Genomic DNA, 16,943 nt, shown 5'->3' on the forward strand with positions numbered 1-16,943 from the left:
TTTGAACTTCGCTTCGTCGCATTATTACCGCGCCGTCGCTTCGTTTTCTGCGTCGCTGCATCAGCAGCAGAGAAGTGAGATTATGTCGCAGCTTCTCGTCGTCGTCAACAGTTTTTTTCGCTTCTTTTCGTTCGTCGCCGTAGCGACTCACAAGCTCCAAAACCACTAACCACCGGGCTTTCCAGCCCGTCGCATCTTCCTGCTTCGCCGCTTTCGCTGCGTCGCTGTCGTTGCGAGAGACGGAATATTAGTGAAAACCCCGAACGCTGGCAAGCACTTTGTGAAAATAATTTGAAAAGCCATGAAAAAGCCCCGTCGCGACGGGGCTTTTTCCTTATTCCACGCACCTGAGCGGTTACTTTTTGCCGAAGTAGCGCTGATAAATGGTGTCGTACGTGCCGTCGGCCTTGATCGCTTCGATCCCTTTGTTGATCTTCGCGAGCAACTCGGCATCGCCCTTGCGCACAGCAATCCCGTAATACTCCTTCGGGAAGTTGCTGTCCGCCACGGTGCGCAGGCTGGCGTTGGGATTGTTCGCGATGAAGTTCACCACGACGCCGTTATCGGCCACCACCGCATCGACACCGCCGGCTTCCAGTTCCTTCATGGCGAGCGGCGTGCCCTCGAAGCGTTTCACCGCCGGGTTGTTCTTGCCCATCAGCTTCTGCACGACTTCATCGCCCGTCGTGGCCGTCTGTACCCCCACCTTGAGCGACTTCAGATCGTCAAAACTCTTCACGCTCGAGTTGGCCGGCACGGCAATCAGTTGCGACGCTTCGAAATAAGGCGTCGAGAAGTCCATTTGCTTGCGGCGCTCATCGGTAATCGTGATCGCCGAGATCAGGATGTCGCGATCGCCCTGCACCAGTGAATTGAAAATGCCCTCGAACGGCGTGTTGATGAAACGCACCGCAATACCCGCCTTGTCGGCGACGGCCTTCATCACATCGATATCGAAGCCGGCAATCTGCCGGGTGTCGGTTTCATATTCGAACGGCGCATAGGCCGCGTCCGAACCCACGACGTAGACAGGCTGGGAGCCATCCGGCCCGACCGAGCGGCCGGCAGCCGTTTCTTCTTTCTTCCCGCAGGCACCCAACAACAGCCCGGAAGACACTACCAGGGCCAGCGCAAATGCACGTCGCTTCATCGACATCGTCTCGTCCTTGCTGAAAAAACCGGCAGCCTAACATACGACGGCCTCCAAAAAGGAGGCCGTCCCAGTTTCTCACTCAATTTCAGCGATGCTTGAAAACCGGCTTACGTTTTTCAACAAACGCCGCCATGCCTTCCTTCTGATCTTCAAGCGCGAACAGCGAATGGAACAGACGGCGCTCGAATTGCACGCCTTCATCCAATGTCGATTCGAAAGCGCGATTCACCGCTTCCTTGGCTGCCATCACCACCGGCAGCGAGTATTCGCAAATCGTATTGGCCGCGCCCAGCGCTTCATCGAGCAGCGTCGCGACCGGCACCACGCGCGACACCAGCCCGGCACGCTCTGCTTCGGCGGCGTCCATGAAACGCGCCGTCAGGCACATGTCCATGGCCTTCGCCTTCGACACCGCGCGCGTCAGGCGCTGCGTGCCGCCTGCGCCCGGGATCACGCCGAGCTTGATTTCCGGCTGGCCGAACTTGGCGTTGTCCGCAGCGATGATGAAATCGCACATCATGGCCAACTCACACCCGCCGCCCAGCGCAAAACCCGAGACCGCCGCGATCACCGGCTTGCGGATGCGGCGCACCGTCTCCCAGTTACGCGTGATGTAGTCGCCCTTGAAGACATCGGCGAACGTGTACTTCGACATCATGCCGATGTCGGCGCCCGCCGCGAATGCCTTCTCGCTGCCCGTGATCACCATGCAGCCGATCGCCTCATCGGCGTCGAACGCCGTCAGCGCAGCGCCCAGCTCATCCATCAGCGCGTCGTTCAGCGCGTTGAGGGCCTTCGGGCGGTTCAGCGTGATCAGACCGACGCGGCCACGCGTCTCCACCAGAATGTTCTCGTACGTCGTCATCCTCTTGTTCCTCCAGTCAAAGTCTCGTCTTGTGATTCAGGGGCTGGCATCTGCGCGACACTTATAACAGTAGCGTCGGCGCAGTCACCGGAAACAGCCGTAAGGCATAAGGCGATGGGCACGCTGCCGGTTCGCAGCAGCGCGGCGGCGCGGGCGGCAGACCATGGATTGCGGCCGGCCGGGCGTCGACTGTAGTGGATAGGCATGATGCCATCGTTCCCCTGCCCACGCATCTCCCGTTCCGCCATGCAAACGGCCCGCCAGACGTCGCCCCGCCGCCCATTCGCACCACCGAAAAATTCGGGGAAAACCCGGCGTCATGACCTGCCACGCCCGAAAGATTTGATGCTATATTAACAAACCAACCGGTCGGTCAATTAATGTTGATCGCTACCGAATGACAGCATGCCGTCTCCGCCGCCCGCAAGTCCTCGCTCGCGAGGGGGTGCGGGCAGACAGCGAACCCGCCAGCCGCACTCCGATACGGATAGACCCGCCACCATGACCCATCCCCTCTTCGCCAAACACCAAGAGACCCTTGAGCGCGCCCTTCAGGCCATCGCCACGCGTGGTTACTGGAGTCCGTTTACCGAAATGCCGAGCCCGCGCGCCTATGGCGAGACGGCCGCTGCCGACGGTGAAGCCGCCTTCAAGCAGTATCTGAACGCCGCCTTCCCGCTCGAACAGCGCGGCAGCACCGGCAGCGCCGGTCAGGAAGCCTCGCCGTTCGGCTTCGCGCTCGGCACGACCTACCCCGGCTTCGAAATCGACACCCTGCTCGCCCGCGTGAGCGAAGCGCACAAGACGTACCGCGCCGCCACCCCGGACGCCTGGGTCGGTGTGTCGCTCGAGATTCTCAAACGCCTGAACGCACGCAGCTTCGAAATGGCCAACGCCGTGATGCACACGACCGGTCAGGCCTTCATGATGGCGTTCCAGGCCGGCGGCCCGCACGCACAAGATCGCGGCCTCGAAGCCGTGGCCTATGCATGGGACGAACTGCGCCGCATTCCCGCCGACGCCTACTGGGAAAAGCCGCAGGGCAAGAACCCGCCGCTCGCGATGGAAAAGCGCTACACCGTCGTGCCGCGCGGCGTCGCGCTGGTGCTCGGCTGCTGCACGTTCCCGACGTGGAACGGCTACCCCGGCCTGTTCGCCAGCCTCGCCACCGGCAACGCCGTGATCGTCAAGCCGCACCCGGGCGCGATTCTGCCGCTCGCCATCACCGTGAAGATTGCCCGTGAAGTGCTGGCCGAAGCCGGCTTCGATCCGGACGTGGTGACGCTCGCCGCGACCAACCCGAACGACGGCGAAATCGTCCAGCAACTGGCCAAGCGCGGCGAAGTGCGCGTGATCGACTTCACCGGCAGCACGGCCAACGGCGACTGGCTCGAAACCAACGCCCGTCAGGCGCAGGTCTACACAGAGAAGGCCGGCGTGAACCAGATCGTGATCGACTCGGCAGACGACCTCAAGGGCGTGGCACGCAACATCGGCTTCTCGCTCGCCCTGTACTCGGGCCAGATGTGCACGGCACCGCAGAACATCTACATCCCGCGTGACGGCATCCAGACGGCCGAAGGCAAGGTGTCGTTCGACGACGTTGTCGCCGCCATTGCCGGCAGCGTGCAAAAGACGTGCAGCGACCCGGCCAAGGCCGTCGAACTGCTCGGCGCCATTCAGAACGAAGGTGTGCTCGCCCGGATCGACGAAGCCCGCAAGGTCGGCCGCGTCGTGCTCGACAGCCAGACGCTGCAACACCCGGCCTTCGCCGACGCCCGCGTGCGCACGCCGCTGATCGTGGCGCTCGATGTGGCCGACGAAGCCGTCTACACCCGTGAATGGTTCGGCCCGATCGCCTTCGTGATCGCCGTGGACAGCGGCAAGCAAGCCTTCGAACTGGCCGGCCGCATCGCCGCCGAACATGGCGCACTGACGCTGTCGGCCTACACGACGTCTGCCGAAGGAGAAGCGCAGGCACTCGACGCCTCCATCGAAGGCCGCGTGGCCCTGTCGCTGAATCTGACCGGCGGTGTGTTCGTGAACCAGTCGGCGGCGTACTCGGACTACCACGGCACGGGCGGCAACCCGGCCGCCAACGCCAGCCTCGCCGACGCGGCCTTCGTGGCCAATCGCTTCCGTGTCGTGCAGAGCCGCCACCACGTGCCGGCCAAGTCCGACGCGGGCGCTGCCTAAGGCGGTCGGACGACACCCGAGCGACACAGCACCCTTATATATAGAGAGAGCGCGAACGCGCGCACCGGCAGCGGGAAGTCACTACCATAGTGACTCCTCGCGGCACGGTGGTACCGGTGACATCCGGGGCGATCACTGCCCGACGCCACCGCCCTGCGCGAACCCCGCCTTCCAAGACAGGAACGAGACATCATGACCGAAGCCTTTATCTGCGACGCGATCCGCACCCCCATCGGCCGTTACGGCGGTGCCCTGAAGGACGTTCGCGCCGACAACCTCGGTGCCATTCCCCTCAAGGCACTCATGGCGCGCAATCCGAACGTGGACTGGCGCGCGATCGATGACGTGATCTACGGCTGCGCGAATCAGGCCGGTGAAGACAACCGCAACGTCGCACGCATGGCCGCCCTGCTGGCCGAGTTGCCGATCGACGTGCCGGGCGCCACGCTCAACCGTCTGTGCGGCTCGGGCATGGATGCCATCGGCAGCGCCGCGCGCGCCATCAAGGCAGGCGAAGCCGGTCTGATGATCGCCGGCGGCGTCGAATCGATGACCCGCGCCCCGTTCGTGATGGGCAAGGCCGACAGCGCGTTTGCGCGTCAGGCCGCCATCTTCGACACGACCATCGGCTGGCGTTTCATCAACCCGTTGATGAAGGCGCAATACGGTGTGGACTCGATGCCGGAGACGGCCGAGAACGTCGCCGACGATTTCAAGATCAGCCGCGCCGACCAAGATCTGTTCGCGCTGCGCAGTCAGGAGAAGGCCGCTCGCGCGCAAGCCGACGGCACGCTGGCTCAGGAAATCACGCCGGTCTCGATCGCCCAGAAGAAGGGTGACCCGATCGTCGTCGAACACGACGAGCATCCGCGCGCGACCAGCCTCGAATCGCTGGCCAAGCTCAAGGGCGTCGTGCGCCCGGACGGCACGGTGACCGCCGGCAATGCCTCGGGCGTGAACGACGGCGCCTGCGCCCTGCTGCTGGCCAGCGAAAGCGCCGCCAAGCTGCATGGCCTGACGCCGCGCGCTCGCGTGCTGGGGATGGCAACGGCAGGTGTGGCACCGCGCATCATGGGCATCGGCCCGGCGCCGGCGACCCTCAAGCTGCTCAAGCAACTCGGCATGACGCTCGACCAGTTCGACGTGATCGAATTGAACGAAGCGTTCGCGAGCCAAGGGCTGGCGGTGCTGCGTCAACTCGGCATTGCCGACGACGATGCCCGCGTGAACCCGAACGGCGGCGCCATTGCACTGGGCCATCCGCTCGGCGCTTCGGGCGCCCGTCTGGTAACGACCGCGATGTATCAACTGCACCGCACCGGTGGCCGCTACGCCCTGTGCACGATGTGCATCGGCGTGGGTCAGGGCATCGCCATCGCCATTGAGCGTGTCTGATCGCACTTGAGTCCATTGGCGCGCGTGGCCATAACAACTGACGACTTGACCACGCGCCTGCACGAGACCCCCGGAGGAAGCCCCCGATGACTGCCACGATTCAACTGACGCTGGAAGCCAACGTCGCCACGATCACGCTCAACCGCCCGGAGAAGCTCAACAGCTTCACGCGGCAGATGCACGCCGAACTTCGCGATGCCCTCGACGCTGCACAGGCACAGGGCGCACGCGCCATTGTGCTGACCGGCGCCGGACGCGGTTTCTGCGCGGGACAGGATCTGGCGGACCTCGACTTCACGCCGGGCGCCTCGACCGATTTGGGCGCGCTGATCGACGAGAACTTCAACCCGCTGGTGCGCAAGCTGCGCGCGATGCCGATGCCGGTGATTGCCGCCGTGAACGGCATCGCTGCGGGCGCGGGTGCCAATCTGGCGCTGGCTTGCGACATCGTGCTTGCCGCCAGTTCGGCGAACTTCCTGCAAGCGTTCGTGAAGATCGGCCTGCTGCCGGACACGGGTGGCACGTGGTTCCTGCCGCAACGTATCGGCATGGCACGGGCGATGGCGTTGGCGATGCTCGGCGACAAGCTCTCGGCGGAACAAGCCGCCGAGTGGGGTCTGATCTGGCGCTGTGTCGACGACGACGCGCTGACGGCCGAAGCCAACAAGCTCGCCACGAATCTCGCGACGCAACCGACGCGCGCGCTCGCCACCATCAAGGAAGCGCTTTACGCATCGGCCACCAACACGCTCGACCAGCAGCTCGATCTCGAGCGCGATGGCCAGCGTGCGCTGGGCGCATCGTACGACTATGCCGAAGGCGTGAACGCGTTCCTGGAAAAGCGCGCGCCGAAGTTCGAAGGCCGTTAATTTTTCAGCACCGAAATAGCATTCGAAGAAAAAGCAGCGACGCACACGAACCGCCAAAACCACACGCGCCGCGCGAGAGACCGGACCACAAGAAGACTTAATAAGACTGACGAGACGAGAGACACCATGAGCCTGACCGCCCCCGCAGGAAACGCCGCATCCCCGGAAACCCTGTCGCCCGAAGCCCTGGCCCGCGCCACCGGCGAAGCGATGTACAGCACCGACCGCGCCAGCCAGTGGCTCGGCATGGAGTTGCAGGAAGTGCGCCCGGGCTACGCGCGCATGACGATGCGCGTGCGCGACGAATTCCTCAACGGTCACGCGATCTGCCACGGTGGCCTCATGTTCACGCTGGCCGACTCGACCTTCGCATTCGCCTGCAACAGCTACAACATCAACACGGTCGCGGCCGGTTGCAGCATCGAATTCCTGAAGCCGGTGTCCGGCGGTGACACGCTTACGGCCGAAGCGCAGGAACAACTGCTGTCGGGCCGTCACGGCATCTACGACATTCGCGTGACCAACTCGGCCGGCGAAGTGGTAGCGATGTTCCGCGGCAAATCCGCCCAGATCAAGGGCAGCGTCATCTGACGCCGTCTGGCAGTGCGCGAGCCCGTGCTCGCGAGCAAAACCAACAGTATGTGTAAGACGTAAGCCCCAAGGAGACAGACATGACCACCGCCTTGCCGCTCGATCCGATCGAGAAAGCGAGCCTCGACGAACTGCGCGCCCTTCAGCTCCAACGCCTGAAGACCACGCTGCGGCATGCCTATGAGAACTCGCCGGTGTACCGGCGCAAGTTCGACGAGGCCGGCGTCCATCCGGATGATCTGAACACGCTGGCCGATCTGGCCAAGTTCCCGTTCACGACCAAGAAGGATCTGCGCGACAGCTATCCGTTCGGCATGTTTGCCGTGCCGATGGAACAGGTCTCGCGCATTCACGCCTCGTCGGGCACGACGGGCAAGCCGACGGTGGTCGGTTACACGGCCAACGACATCAGCACGTGGGCCGATCTGGTGGCGCGCTCGATTCGCGCCTCGGGCGCACGTCGCGGCGACAAGGTGCATGTGAGCTACGGCTACGGCCTGTTCACGGGCGGCCTTGGCGCCCACTACGGTGCCGAACGTGCCGGCCTGACGGTGATTCCGTTCGGCGGCGGCCAGACCGAGAAGCAGGTGCAGCTGATTCAGGACTTCAAGCCCGACATCATCATGGTCACACCGAGCTACATGCTCGCGATTGCCGACGAGCTTGAGCGTCAGGGCATGGCGGCCTCCGAGTCGTCGCTGCGCATCGGTATCTTCGGCGCCGAGCCGTGGACCAACGACATGCGTCTGGCGATCGAGAAGCGCATGGGCATCGACGCGGTCGACATCTACGGCTTGTCGGAAGTGATGGGCCCGGGTGTGGCGTGCGAATGCGCGGAAACCAAGGACGGCCCGACGATCTGGGAAGATCATTTCTTCCCCGAAATCATCGATCCGGAAACCGGCGAAGTGGTGCCCGATGGCGAATTCGGCGAACTGGTGTTCACGTCGCTCACGAAGGAAGCGCTGCCGATCATCCGTTACCGCACGCGCGACCTGACGCGTCTGCTGCCGGGTACGGCACGCACGATGCGCCGCATGGAAAAGATCACCGGCCGCTCGGACGACATGATGATCATCCGTGGCGTGAACGTCTTCCCGTCGCAGATCGAAGAGTTGCTGCTGCGCCAGCCGGTGCTCTCGCCGCACTATCAGATCGTGCTGGACAAGGAAGGCCCGATGGACACGATGGAAGTGGACGTCGAAGCCGCCGTGGGCTGCCATGACGATGCGGCACTGAAGTCGGCAGGCAGCGAGCTCAAGCGCGACATCAAGACGCTGATCGGCGTGTCGTGCGCGGTGCGCGTGCGTCCGGTGGGCGGCATCGAGCGCTCGGTCGGCAAGGCACGCCGGGTGGTGGATAAGCGTCCGCGTTGAGCGACGCATTCCTCGCCAGTCGTTACTAAGAAAAAAGCCCGCGAAACTCGCGGGCTTTTTTCATCGGGCGTCTTTCATTGATTCGGCAGAAACACCCACATGCGGCCACTCTGGCGCATGCGGCCCGCCAGATCGCCGGCGTCGTCACCCAGCCCCCAGAAGAAGTCGGCGCGCACGCCGCCCTTGATGGCGCTGCCGGTATCCTGCGCGAACATCAGGCGGTTGATCGGCGCGTTGGCTTGCGGCCCGAACGGCGGACGGGTGGTCGAGAGAAACACCGGGCTGCCGAGCGGAATCGACGCGGGGTCAACGGCAATCGAGCGCTCGGCGGTCAGCGGCACGCCCAAGGCACCGACAGGCCCTTCGATACCGCCCACGCCGTGATTCGGCATCTCGCGGAAGAACACGAAGCGCGGGTTCACGTCGAGCAGCGCATCGACACGCGACGGATTGGCGCGCGCCCAGGCACGAATGCCCTGCATGGTCGCCTGTGCGGCGGTGATCTCGCCACGATCGATGAGCCAGCGGCCGATCGACTTGTACGGCTGATCGTTGTTGCCGCCGTAACCCACGCGCATCACGGTGCCGTCGTCGAGCAGCACCTGACCGGAGCCCTGTACTTGCAGGAAGAACGCTTCGATGGGGTCGTCCACATAGACCAGCTCGTTGCCCCGCAGGATGCCGCTGCGGTTAAGTTCAGCGCGCGCGGGCAGCGAGCCCACCTTGCGTCCGGCGGGCCAGCGGTAGAGCGGCGTCTGGTAGATACCGGTGCGCACGCGCGAGCCATGCAGCAGCGGTTCGTAATAGCCGGTGATCAGGCCCGATTGCGTGCCGTCGGAGTTGGCGATGCGAAACGGCGTAAAGTATTGCTCGAAGAACTGGCGTACCGAAGCCGGGTCCAGATCGTCGAGACGTTCGGACGCGCGGCAGGCCGGCTGCCACGTGCTCTGCCGGCCCAGCTTGACGCAGGTTTGCGCAAGCGCAAGCCGTGCGCCGATCAGCGAATCGTCCTGCCAGCCGTCGACTTGCGACCACGACACGGCCTGCATGCGGCCAGCCCCCGTCGGTGGCGAAGGCACGTTCGACGGCGGTGTGCCTGGACGATAGGCGTCCTTCGGCGGCACACTCGAACATCCGTACAGCAATGCGGCAAACGCGGCGAGCGCCAGGCCCCGGCCGGCACGCCACCGCCCGAACACATTCAGGGAAAGCATCATGGGTAATTTGTTCGATGAATATCCGGCCTTGCTGGTCTTGCCGGAAGTCTTGCTGGCGATCGTGATCGTCGCCGCAATTGTTGTGATGCGCCGCAGGCCCTCGCCCACGCGCCGGGTGCGCCAGATGCGGGAAGCGCCGGCGCGTCCGATCAGACCGATGCCGAGCGATACGGTCGACGGCATCGATGCCGGTGACCCGGCGGAGCGCACGTCGACCAAGCCGCTGGACGACCCGCTCAAACGCGAAGACTGGTCCGACGACCGCCGCTGATCTTCCTGCTCCGCCTTCCCTGCGTTCCCCGCCTCGCTCATGCCGCCCCTCACCCTCAATGCAGGGTGCGCGGCATGGTGAGCGCAAATTCGGCGATTGGCGCTTCAAAGCGCGTGCCGTCCTCGGCCACGCAGAAATACTCGCCGCGCATGGTGCCGACCGGCGTACCGACCATGGCCCAGCTCGTGTATTCGAACTGTTCGCCCGGTTGCAGGAACGGTTGATGCCCAACCACGCCCAGGCCATTGACTTCCTGCACCTTGTTGTCGCCGTCGGTGATGACCCAATGGCGCGAGATCAATTGCGCAGGCACTTCCCCGCTGTTGCGAATCGTGATCGTGTAGGCAAAGGCAAATTGCCGCCGATCCGGTTCCGACTGCTCGGGCAAGTATTGCGGGCGCACCGTGACGGTAAATTCATACTGGCTCATCGGGTGTTCCTATTGCGCATACGTGCGGTATTTGGGTCTGTCTGGTCACGCTGGCGGCGCCGATACCCTCGATTCGGGCACCTGCCGCGCGTCCAGCGCGTGTCGTATTGATTTGCAAGGCATTCTGCGGCAAGTCGTCGCACGGGGCAACCGGCTTTCAGACAGGCGTCAGGCGAAAGCTTTAAAATAGCGCTTTTGACGCTCCAGCCCCCTCACGCCATGACGCAATTCTGCATCGCCCCCAGCATCCTGTCCGCCGACTTTGCCCGGCTGGGCGAAGAAGTCCGTAACGTCGTGGCCGCCGGTGCCGACTGGATTCACTTCGACGTGATGGACAACCATTACGTTCCCAACCTGACCATCGGCCCGCTGGTCTGCGAAGCGATCCGCCCCCACGTGGACGTGCCCATCGACGTGCACCTGATGGTACGCCCGGTTGACCGCATCGTGCCGGACTTCGCCAAGGCCGGTGCCAATCTGATCACGTTCCACCCGGAAGCCTCGGAACACATCGACCGCACGCTGGGCCTGATTCGCGACAACGGCTGCAAGGCCGGCCTCGTGTTCAACCCGGGCACGCCGCTGAACTACCTCGATCATGTGATGGACCGCCTCGACATGATCCTCATCATGTCGGTCAACCCGGGCTTCGGTGGCCAGTCGTTCATTCCCGAAGCGCTCAACAAGCTGCGCGCGGTGCGTGCCCGTATCGACGCCTACACCGCCGAGACCGGCCGTGAAATCCGTCTGGAAATCGACGGCGGCGTGAAGGTCGACAACATTGCCGAGATCGCTGCGGCCGGTGCCGACACGTTCGTGGCCGGTTCGGCCATTTTCGGCAAACCCGACTACAAGGCGGTAATCGACCAGATGCGCGCAGAGCTGGCCAGTGTGGCGAACGCTGCGAACGCCAACCCCGCCACGAAGTAAGGCCGACACCATGTCCCTGCCCCCGAACGATATTCATCTGGACGGCATCCGCGCGGTGCTGATCGACCTCGACGGCACCCTCGTCGACACCGCCGGCGACTTCGGCGTTGCACTCAACGCCATGCTGGCCGACTTGGGGGCTGCCCCCGTGCCGGCCGAGCGCCTGATGACGTTCGTGGGCAAGGGCACCGCCAATCTGGTGCGCAAGACGCTCGCGGAGCGCTTCTCCGAGCCCGAGATCGACGCTCATTTCAGCCGCGCCCAAGACACGTACGAAGCCGTCTACACGTCGATTAACGGCGAGAACACGGCGCTCTACCCGGAAGTGCGCGAGGGTCTGGCGGCATTGCGCGCCGCCGGGTTGCCGGTGGCCTGCATCACCAACAAGCAGCATCGCTTCGCCATCGGCCTGCTCGAGCACTACGGTCTGCTCGATCAGTTCGATCTCGTCTACGGCGGCGATTCGTGGCCCAAGCGCAAGCCCGACCCGATGCCGCTCGTGAAAGCGTGCGAAGCGTTCGGGGTGGCACCGGCACAGGCGGTGCTCGTCGGCGACTCGGGCAACGACGCTCAGGCGGCGCGCGCAGCGGGCTGCCGGTCGCTCACGGTGCCGTACGGCTACAACCATGGCGAATCTATACAAACGATTGACACCGATGGTATAGTCGGCTCAATTCTGGGCGCTGCCCGGGCCATCGTGCCCAAGGCGACGCCCTCACTGGCTGGCTGAAACCCTTCAGCGCATTGCCAACTTCCACACTGCATTCAAACGCATGTTCCTGAACAAGAAACGGAGTCTGAGCGTGATCGACCGGGGGGCCTGGCCCTGGCGACGCTGGTCCTGCTAAACCCTTCTCACAGGGTGGCCGGGACCGCTGGAGCTCGTCTTCAGCAACCCGTTTCTTGCATCGTTGTTGTTCCCAAGATTTACTGCACTCACGCGCCGTTTTGCACGGCGCGCGTCTTCGTCAAAACACGATTCTGTCGTCGCACCGCCGTACGCTTGCGCGTATTGACGGTGCGTGCGCGGACCGGCAACCGACGAGGGGTGCACGAGCGATGCAGTTCGACCGCAGGTCGGCCTCCCCGAAATACCTTTCAGGTTTTCTTAACGCCAATCCACGCCGAATCTGCGGGACCACCCGCCGGCAAACTTGCAGGCAGAGTGCACCATGACCGAACTCGAATTCAAATCGCTGGCCAACGAAGGCTATAACCGCATTCCCCTGATCGCCGAAGCCTTCGCCGATCTCGACACGCCGCTCTCGCTCTATCTCAAGCTGGCCTTGGGCGACCGGCGCGGTGCGAACACCTTCCTGCTCGAATCGGTCGTCGGCGGCGAGCGCTTCGGCCGCTACTCGTTCATCGGACTGTCGGCCCACACGCTGCTGCGCAGCTTTGGCCCCAAGACCGAAGTGGTACGCGACGGCGTCGTCGTCGAAACACACGAAGGCGACCCGCTCGAGTTCATCACGCAGTTTCAGGCGCGCTTCAAAGTGGCGCTGCGCCCGGGCATGCCGCGCTTTGCCGGCGGCCTCGCCGGTTACTTCGGCTACGACGCCGTGCGCTACATCGAGAAGAAACTCGCCCACACCGCGCCGCGTGACGACCTGAACCTGCCCGACATCCAGTTGCTGCTCACGGAAGAACTCGCCGTAATCGACAACCTGACCGGCAAGCTCTACCTCATCATCTATGCCGACCCGACGCAGCCCGAAGCCTATTCGAAGGCGCGCCTGCGACTGCGCGATCTGCGCGCGCGCCTGAAGGCGCCGGTCGACGCGCCGGTTACCTCCGGCAGCGTGCGCACCGAGACCTTCCGCGAATTCGCCAAGCCGGACTATCTGGCGGCCGTCGCGAAGGCCAAGGAAGCCATCGCTGCCGGTGAGCTGATGCAGGTGCAAGTTGGCCAACGCCTGATCAAGCCGTATCGCGACTCGCCGCTCTCGCTGTATCGCGCACTGCGCTCGCTCAACCCGTCGCCGTACATGTACTTCTACAATTTCGGCGACTTTCAGGTGGTCGGCGCGTCGCCCGAGATCCTCGTGCGTCAGGAGCGTCGTCAAACGCCGGATGGCGTGCATGAAATCGTCACGATCCGCCCGCTCGCCGGCACCCGCCCGCGTGGTGCCACGCCCGAGCGCGACGCGGAACTAGCCACTGAATTGCTTGGCGATCCGAAGGAAATTGCCGAACACGTCATGCTCATCGACCTGGCACGCAACGACGTGGGCCGTATCGCGCAAACCGGCACGGTCGAAGTCACCGACAAGATGATCATCGAGAAGTACTCGCACGTGCAGCACATCGTGAGCTCGGTCGAAGGCCGCCTGCAAGACGGCTTGTCGAACATCGACGTGCTGCGCGCCACCTTCCCGGCCGGCACGCTCACGGGTGCACCGAAGGTTCGCGCCATGGAGCTGATCGACGAACTCGAACCCGTCAAGCGTGGCTTGTACGGCGGCGCCGTGGGTTACTTGTCGTTCGGTGGCGAGATGGACGTGGCGATCGCCATTCGCACGGGCATCGTGAAGGACGGCAATCTCTATGTGCAAGCCGCCGCCGGTATCGTGGCCGACTCGGTCCCCGAATCGGAATGGCAAGAGACGGAGAACAAGGCACGCGCCGTGTTACGCGCGGCCGAGCAAGTGCAGGACGGACTCGACGCCGAGTACTGATCTGCACAACGGATCTGCACAACGGTGCAACGCTGCCATGAACGCGTTGCACCAAAGTGAAGCCGGTTGCTGTTTGAAACGCGATCGCTTTACATATATTGCATACGAATAAACAGACGCAATAAACAGACGCAATAAGCAGGGCTCCGAATCGATCCTCTACTCGATTCGGGGCCCTTGTTGATTTAGCACAACCGTTCGCTTTTTTTCGGCCACTTTGGTATACGCCGATTGACGTCACCACGCTATAGTTGGCATGTCCTTCGGGAGGCCGAAACATCTATGGCGAAACCATGCAATTCACGTATGCGTTCGGGCGTTGCGAATACCCTCGCACTGTCTGCCAAAGCCGCACTGATCGTTACTGCACTCAGCACATTGAGTGCGTGTATTTCGATGGCGCCCACTTACGAGCGCCCCGCTGCGCCGATCGCAGGCACCTGGGCGTCTGATGCCCCCGCAGCACCCACCGCATCCACTTCCGCTGCATCGCAACCCGCCGCCACGTTGAGTTGGGGCGAATACTTTGCCGATCCGCAGTTACGCAGCCTCATCGAGACCGCGCTGGCCAACAACCGCGACTTGCGCGTGGCGCTCTCGCGCGTCGAGCAGGCTCGCGCGGTGTATGGCATTCAACGCGCCGATTTGTTTCCGTCACTGGGCGTGGGCGCGAGCGAAACCCGTCAGCGCCTGCCCGGCGATCTGAGCCTCACCGGCAACCCGTATATCAGCAGTCAATATCAGGTCGGGCTCGGCCTTGCCTCATGGGAGCTCGACTTCTGGGGCCGCATCCGCAATCTGAAAGATGCCGCGCTGGACGACTATCTGGCGTCCGACGCCTCTCGCCGCGCGCTCGAACTGAGCCTGATCTCGCAAGTGGCTCAAACATGGCTGAGTCTGCGCGAATACGACGAGCGCCTCACGCTGGCACAGCAAACCGTCGATAGCCGTGCCGAGTCGCTGCGCATCTTCACGCGCCGCGAGCAAGTCGGTTCTACATCGAAGCTCGATCTGACGGAAGTGACCACGCTGTGGCAGCAGGCCCGCGCGCTCGTCACGCAGCTTGAACAGCAGCGTGCCGTGCAGGCGCATGCCTTGCAGGTACTCGTGGGCGCGCCCATCGATACCTCACCGCGCGCCCTCGACCGTACGGTCGACGATGCCGCCCTGATGCGCGACCTTGAACCCGGCCTGCCCTCGGCGTTGCTCGAAGACCGCCCCGACATCATCGCCGCCGAATATCAACTGCGCGCCGCGCACGCGAACATCGGCGCCGCACGCGCCGCCTTCTTCCCGCAGATCACGCTCACCGGGTCGGTGGGCACGGCCAGCAGCGCGCTCGACGGTCTTTTCAAAGCGGGCAGTGCCGCGTGGGCGTTCACGCCGAGCATCAACATCCCGATCTTTCAGGGCGGGCGTCTCGTGAACAATCTCGATCTGGCCGAAGCGCGCCGCGTGGAGTCGGTCGCGAACTACGAGAAGACGATTCAGGGCGCATTTCGCGATGTGGCCGACGCACTGAGTGCACGTCACTGGCTCGCCCAGCAGGTCACGATTTTGCAAGCGACGCAGGATGCGCAGGCCGAGCGCGCCCGCTTGGCCAAATTGCGCTATGACCACGGTGCCGCAGCCTTCCTCGAAGTGCTCGACGCCCAGCGCGATTTACTCGCTATCGAACAACAGACGGTGCAGACGCGCCGCGCGCTGCTCTCGGCGCGCGTCTCGCTCTACTCGGCGCTTGGCGGCGGCAGCCGCCTGATGCCTGCGGCCGACGCGCCCGGCGGTCCGTTCGCGCGCACGCCGCGTGTGATCGTGCCCTCGACGCAAAGCGTTTCCGGCACGGCAACCGCAGCGCCCGCACAGCCCGTCCAATAATCAAGAGGTCAACGAACATGACGCTTCCGAACGCCAAGAAACTGGTTCCCGCACTGATCGTGCTGGTCGTCATCGGCTTGGGCTGGTACGGATGGAAGACCTACAGTCACACGGGCCCGGGGGCAGGCTTTGCCAGCGGCAACGGACGCATTGAAGCCACCGAAGTCGACGTCGCGACCAAGCTCGGCGGCCGCGTGCTGGATATCTACGTGAAGGAAGGCGACTTCGTCAAAGCGGGGCAAGTACTCGCCAAGATGCAGATCGACACGCTCAACGCGCAGCGTGACGAAGCGCGTGCGCAGTATCAGCAGGCCGTCACCAACGTCGCAGCGATTCAGGCACAAGCGGCAGCACGGGTGTCGGACAAGGCCACGGCGGAAGCCAACGCCGCCGCGCGCGAAGCCGAACTCGATGCCGCACAACGCCGCCTCGCCCGCTCGGAAACCCTCTCGAAGGAAGGCGCGTCGTCGGTGCAGGAACTCGATGACGACCGCGCGCGCGTGCGCAGTTCGCGCGCTGCCGTGAACGCTGCACGCGCACAGATCGCCGCCGCACAATCGGCAGTGGAAGCGGCCAACGCGCAAGTCACTGGTGCCAAGTCGACAGTCGAAGCCGCGCAAGCCACCGTCAACCGCATCGAAGCCGACATCACCGACAGCGATCTGAAAGCCCCGCGCGACGGCCGCGTGCAATACCGCGTGGCGCAGCCCGGCGAAGTGCTGGCGGCCGGTGGCAAGGTGCTGAATCTGGTCGATCTGTCGGACGTGTACATGACGTTCTTCCTGCCAGAGACCGTGGCCGGGCGTCTCGCCATGGGCGCTGAAGCGCGCATCATTCTCGACGCCGCGCCGCAGTACGTCATTCCCGCAAGCATCTCGTTCGTTTCGAGCACCGCGCAGTTCACACCGAAGACGGTGGAAACCGAGAGCGAGCGCCAGAAGCTGATGTTCCGCGTGCGTGCGCAGATTTCGCCCGAACTGCTGCAACAGCATCTGAAACTCGTGAAGACCGGCCTGCCCGGTGTCGCGTGGGTGAAGACCGATAGTCAGGAAGCGTGGCCGGCCCAGTTGCAGACCAAGCTGCCGCAGTGAGCGCCG

At 63.9% G+C, this 16,943-nt stretch carries 15 protein-coding genes; 11 read left to right on the top strand and 4 right to left on the bottom strand.

Annotated features, from left to right (window positions below):
• Positions 1–355: 355 nt before the first annotated feature.
• Entirely contained in the window at positions 356–1,156 is an 801-nt protein-coding gene (locus tag CDV46_RS09210; protein ID WP_087722382.1) for a basic amino acid ABC transporter substrate-binding protein, read from the bottom strand.
• Between the two features lie 82 nt (positions 1,157–1,238).
• Positions 1,239–2,018, bottom strand: a complete 780-nt coding sequence (locus CDV46_RS09215; protein ID WP_058376209.1) for an enoyl-CoA hydratase — start codon at positions 2,016–2,018, stop codon at positions 1,239–1,241.
• Between the two features lie 501 nt (positions 2,019–2,519).
• On the opposite strand from CDV46_RS09215, the gene paaN reads away from it, so the two are divergent.
• The 5 genes from paaN to paaK all read left to right on the top strand — a co-directional run bounded on the left by paaN (position 2,520) and on the right by paaK (position 8,445).
• On the top strand, positions 2,520–4,214 hold the full coding sequence (gene paaN / locus CDV46_RS09220) for a phenylacetic acid degradation protein PaaN (protein WP_087722383.1): 1,695 nt from the start codon (positions 2,520–2,522) through the stop codon (positions 4,212–4,214).
• Positions 4,215–4,406: 192 nt separating this feature from the next.
• The gene (pcaF, locus tag CDV46_RS09225) at positions 4,407–5,609 is read left to right on the top strand and encodes a 3-oxoadipyl-CoA thiolase (RefSeq protein ID WP_087686186.1); all 1,203 of its coding nucleotides are present in this window, start codon (positions 4,407–4,409) and stop codon (positions 5,607–5,609) included.
• A gap of 86 nt (positions 5,610–5,695) precedes the next feature.
• Complete coding sequence (paaG, locus tag CDV46_RS09230) at positions 5,696–6,478, top strand: 2-(1,2-epoxy-1,2-dihydrophenyl)acetyl-CoA isomerase PaaG (RefSeq protein ID WP_087722384.1); 783 nt, start codon at positions 5,696–5,698, stop codon at positions 6,476–6,478.
• Between the two features lie 126 nt (positions 6,479–6,604).
• The gene (paaI, locus tag CDV46_RS09235) at positions 6,605–7,069 is read left to right on the top strand and encodes a hydroxyphenylacetyl-CoA thioesterase PaaI (RefSeq protein ID WP_140413332.1); all 465 of its coding nucleotides are present in this window, start codon (positions 6,605–6,607) and stop codon (positions 7,067–7,069) included.
• 80 nt (positions 7,070–7,149) lie between these two features.
• A complete protein-coding gene (paaK, locus tag CDV46_RS09240; RefSeq protein WP_058376214.1) occupies positions 7,150–8,445 on the top strand; it encodes a phenylacetate--CoA ligase PaaK in 1,296 nt (431 codons plus the stop codon).
• A gap of 74 nt (positions 8,446–8,519) precedes the next feature.
• Here the strand turns inward: paaK and mltA are convergent, their stop codons facing one another.
• On the bottom strand, positions 8,520–9,662 hold the full coding sequence (mltA, locus tag CDV46_RS09245) for a murein transglycosylase A (RefSeq protein WP_249277345.1): 1,143 nt from the start codon (positions 9,660–9,662) through the stop codon (positions 8,520–8,522).
• On the opposite strand from mltA, the gene CDV46_RS27080 reads away from it, so the two are divergent.
• The gene (locus CDV46_RS27080) at positions 9,661–9,933 is read left to right on the top strand and encodes a hypothetical protein (protein WP_176399042.1); all 273 of its coding nucleotides are present in this window, start codon (positions 9,661–9,663) and stop codon (positions 9,931–9,933) included. The two genes, mltA and CDV46_RS27080, sit on opposite strands and share 2 nt — an antisense overlap.
• A 55-nt stretch (positions 9,934–9,988) precedes the next feature.
• On the opposite strand, the gene apaG is transcribed toward CDV46_RS27080, so the two are convergent.
• Entirely contained in the window at positions 9,989–10,363 is a 375-nt protein-coding gene (gene apaG / locus CDV46_RS09250) for a Co2+/Mg2+ efflux protein ApaG (RefSeq protein ID WP_058376217.1), read from the bottom strand.
• 219 nt (positions 10,364–10,582) lie between these two features.
• Here apaG and rpe point away from each other — a divergent pair, with 219 nt between their 5' ends.
• The 5 genes from rpe to CDV46_RS09275 all read left to right on the top strand — a co-directional run bounded on the left by rpe (position 10,583) and on the right by CDV46_RS09275 (position 16,937).
• Positions 10,583–11,293 (top strand): ribulose-phosphate 3-epimerase, encoded by a 711-nt coding sequence (rpe, locus tag CDV46_RS09255; protein ID WP_087686188.1) that lies wholly within the window; start codon positions 10,583–10,585, stop codon positions 11,291–11,293.
• A gap of 10 nt (positions 11,294–11,303) precedes the next feature.
• Positions 11,304–12,023 carry a phosphoglycolate phosphatase gene (locus CDV46_RS09260; RefSeq protein WP_087686189.1) on the top strand — a complete coding sequence of 240 codons (720 nt, stop codon included), beginning with the start codon at positions 11,304–11,306 and terminating at the stop codon, positions 12,021–12,023.
• A 442-nt stretch (positions 12,024–12,465) separates the two neighbouring features.
• Positions 12,466–13,971 carry an anthranilate synthase component I gene (gene trpE, locus CDV46_RS09265; RefSeq protein WP_087722385.1) on the top strand — a complete coding sequence of 502 codons (1,506 nt, stop codon included), beginning with the start codon at positions 12,466–12,468 and terminating at the stop codon, positions 13,969–13,971.
• 306 nt (positions 13,972–14,277) lie between these two features.
• Entirely contained in the window at positions 14,278–15,846 is a 1,569-nt protein-coding gene (locus CDV46_RS09270) for an efflux transporter outer membrane subunit (RefSeq protein ID WP_087722386.1), read from the top strand.
• A 17-nt stretch (positions 15,847–15,863) separates the two neighbouring features.
• Positions 15,864–16,937 (top strand): HlyD family secretion protein, encoded by a 1,074-nt coding sequence (locus CDV46_RS09275; protein WP_087686192.1) that lies wholly within the window; start codon positions 15,864–15,866, stop codon positions 16,935–16,937.
• The last annotated feature ends 6 nt before the right edge of the window (positions 16,938–16,943 follow it).

It is taken from the genome of Pandoraea sp. PE-S2T-3, from assembly GCF_002179965.1.
Lineage (GTDB): Bacteria > Pseudomonadota > Gammaproteobacteria > Burkholderiales > Burkholderiaceae > Pandoraea.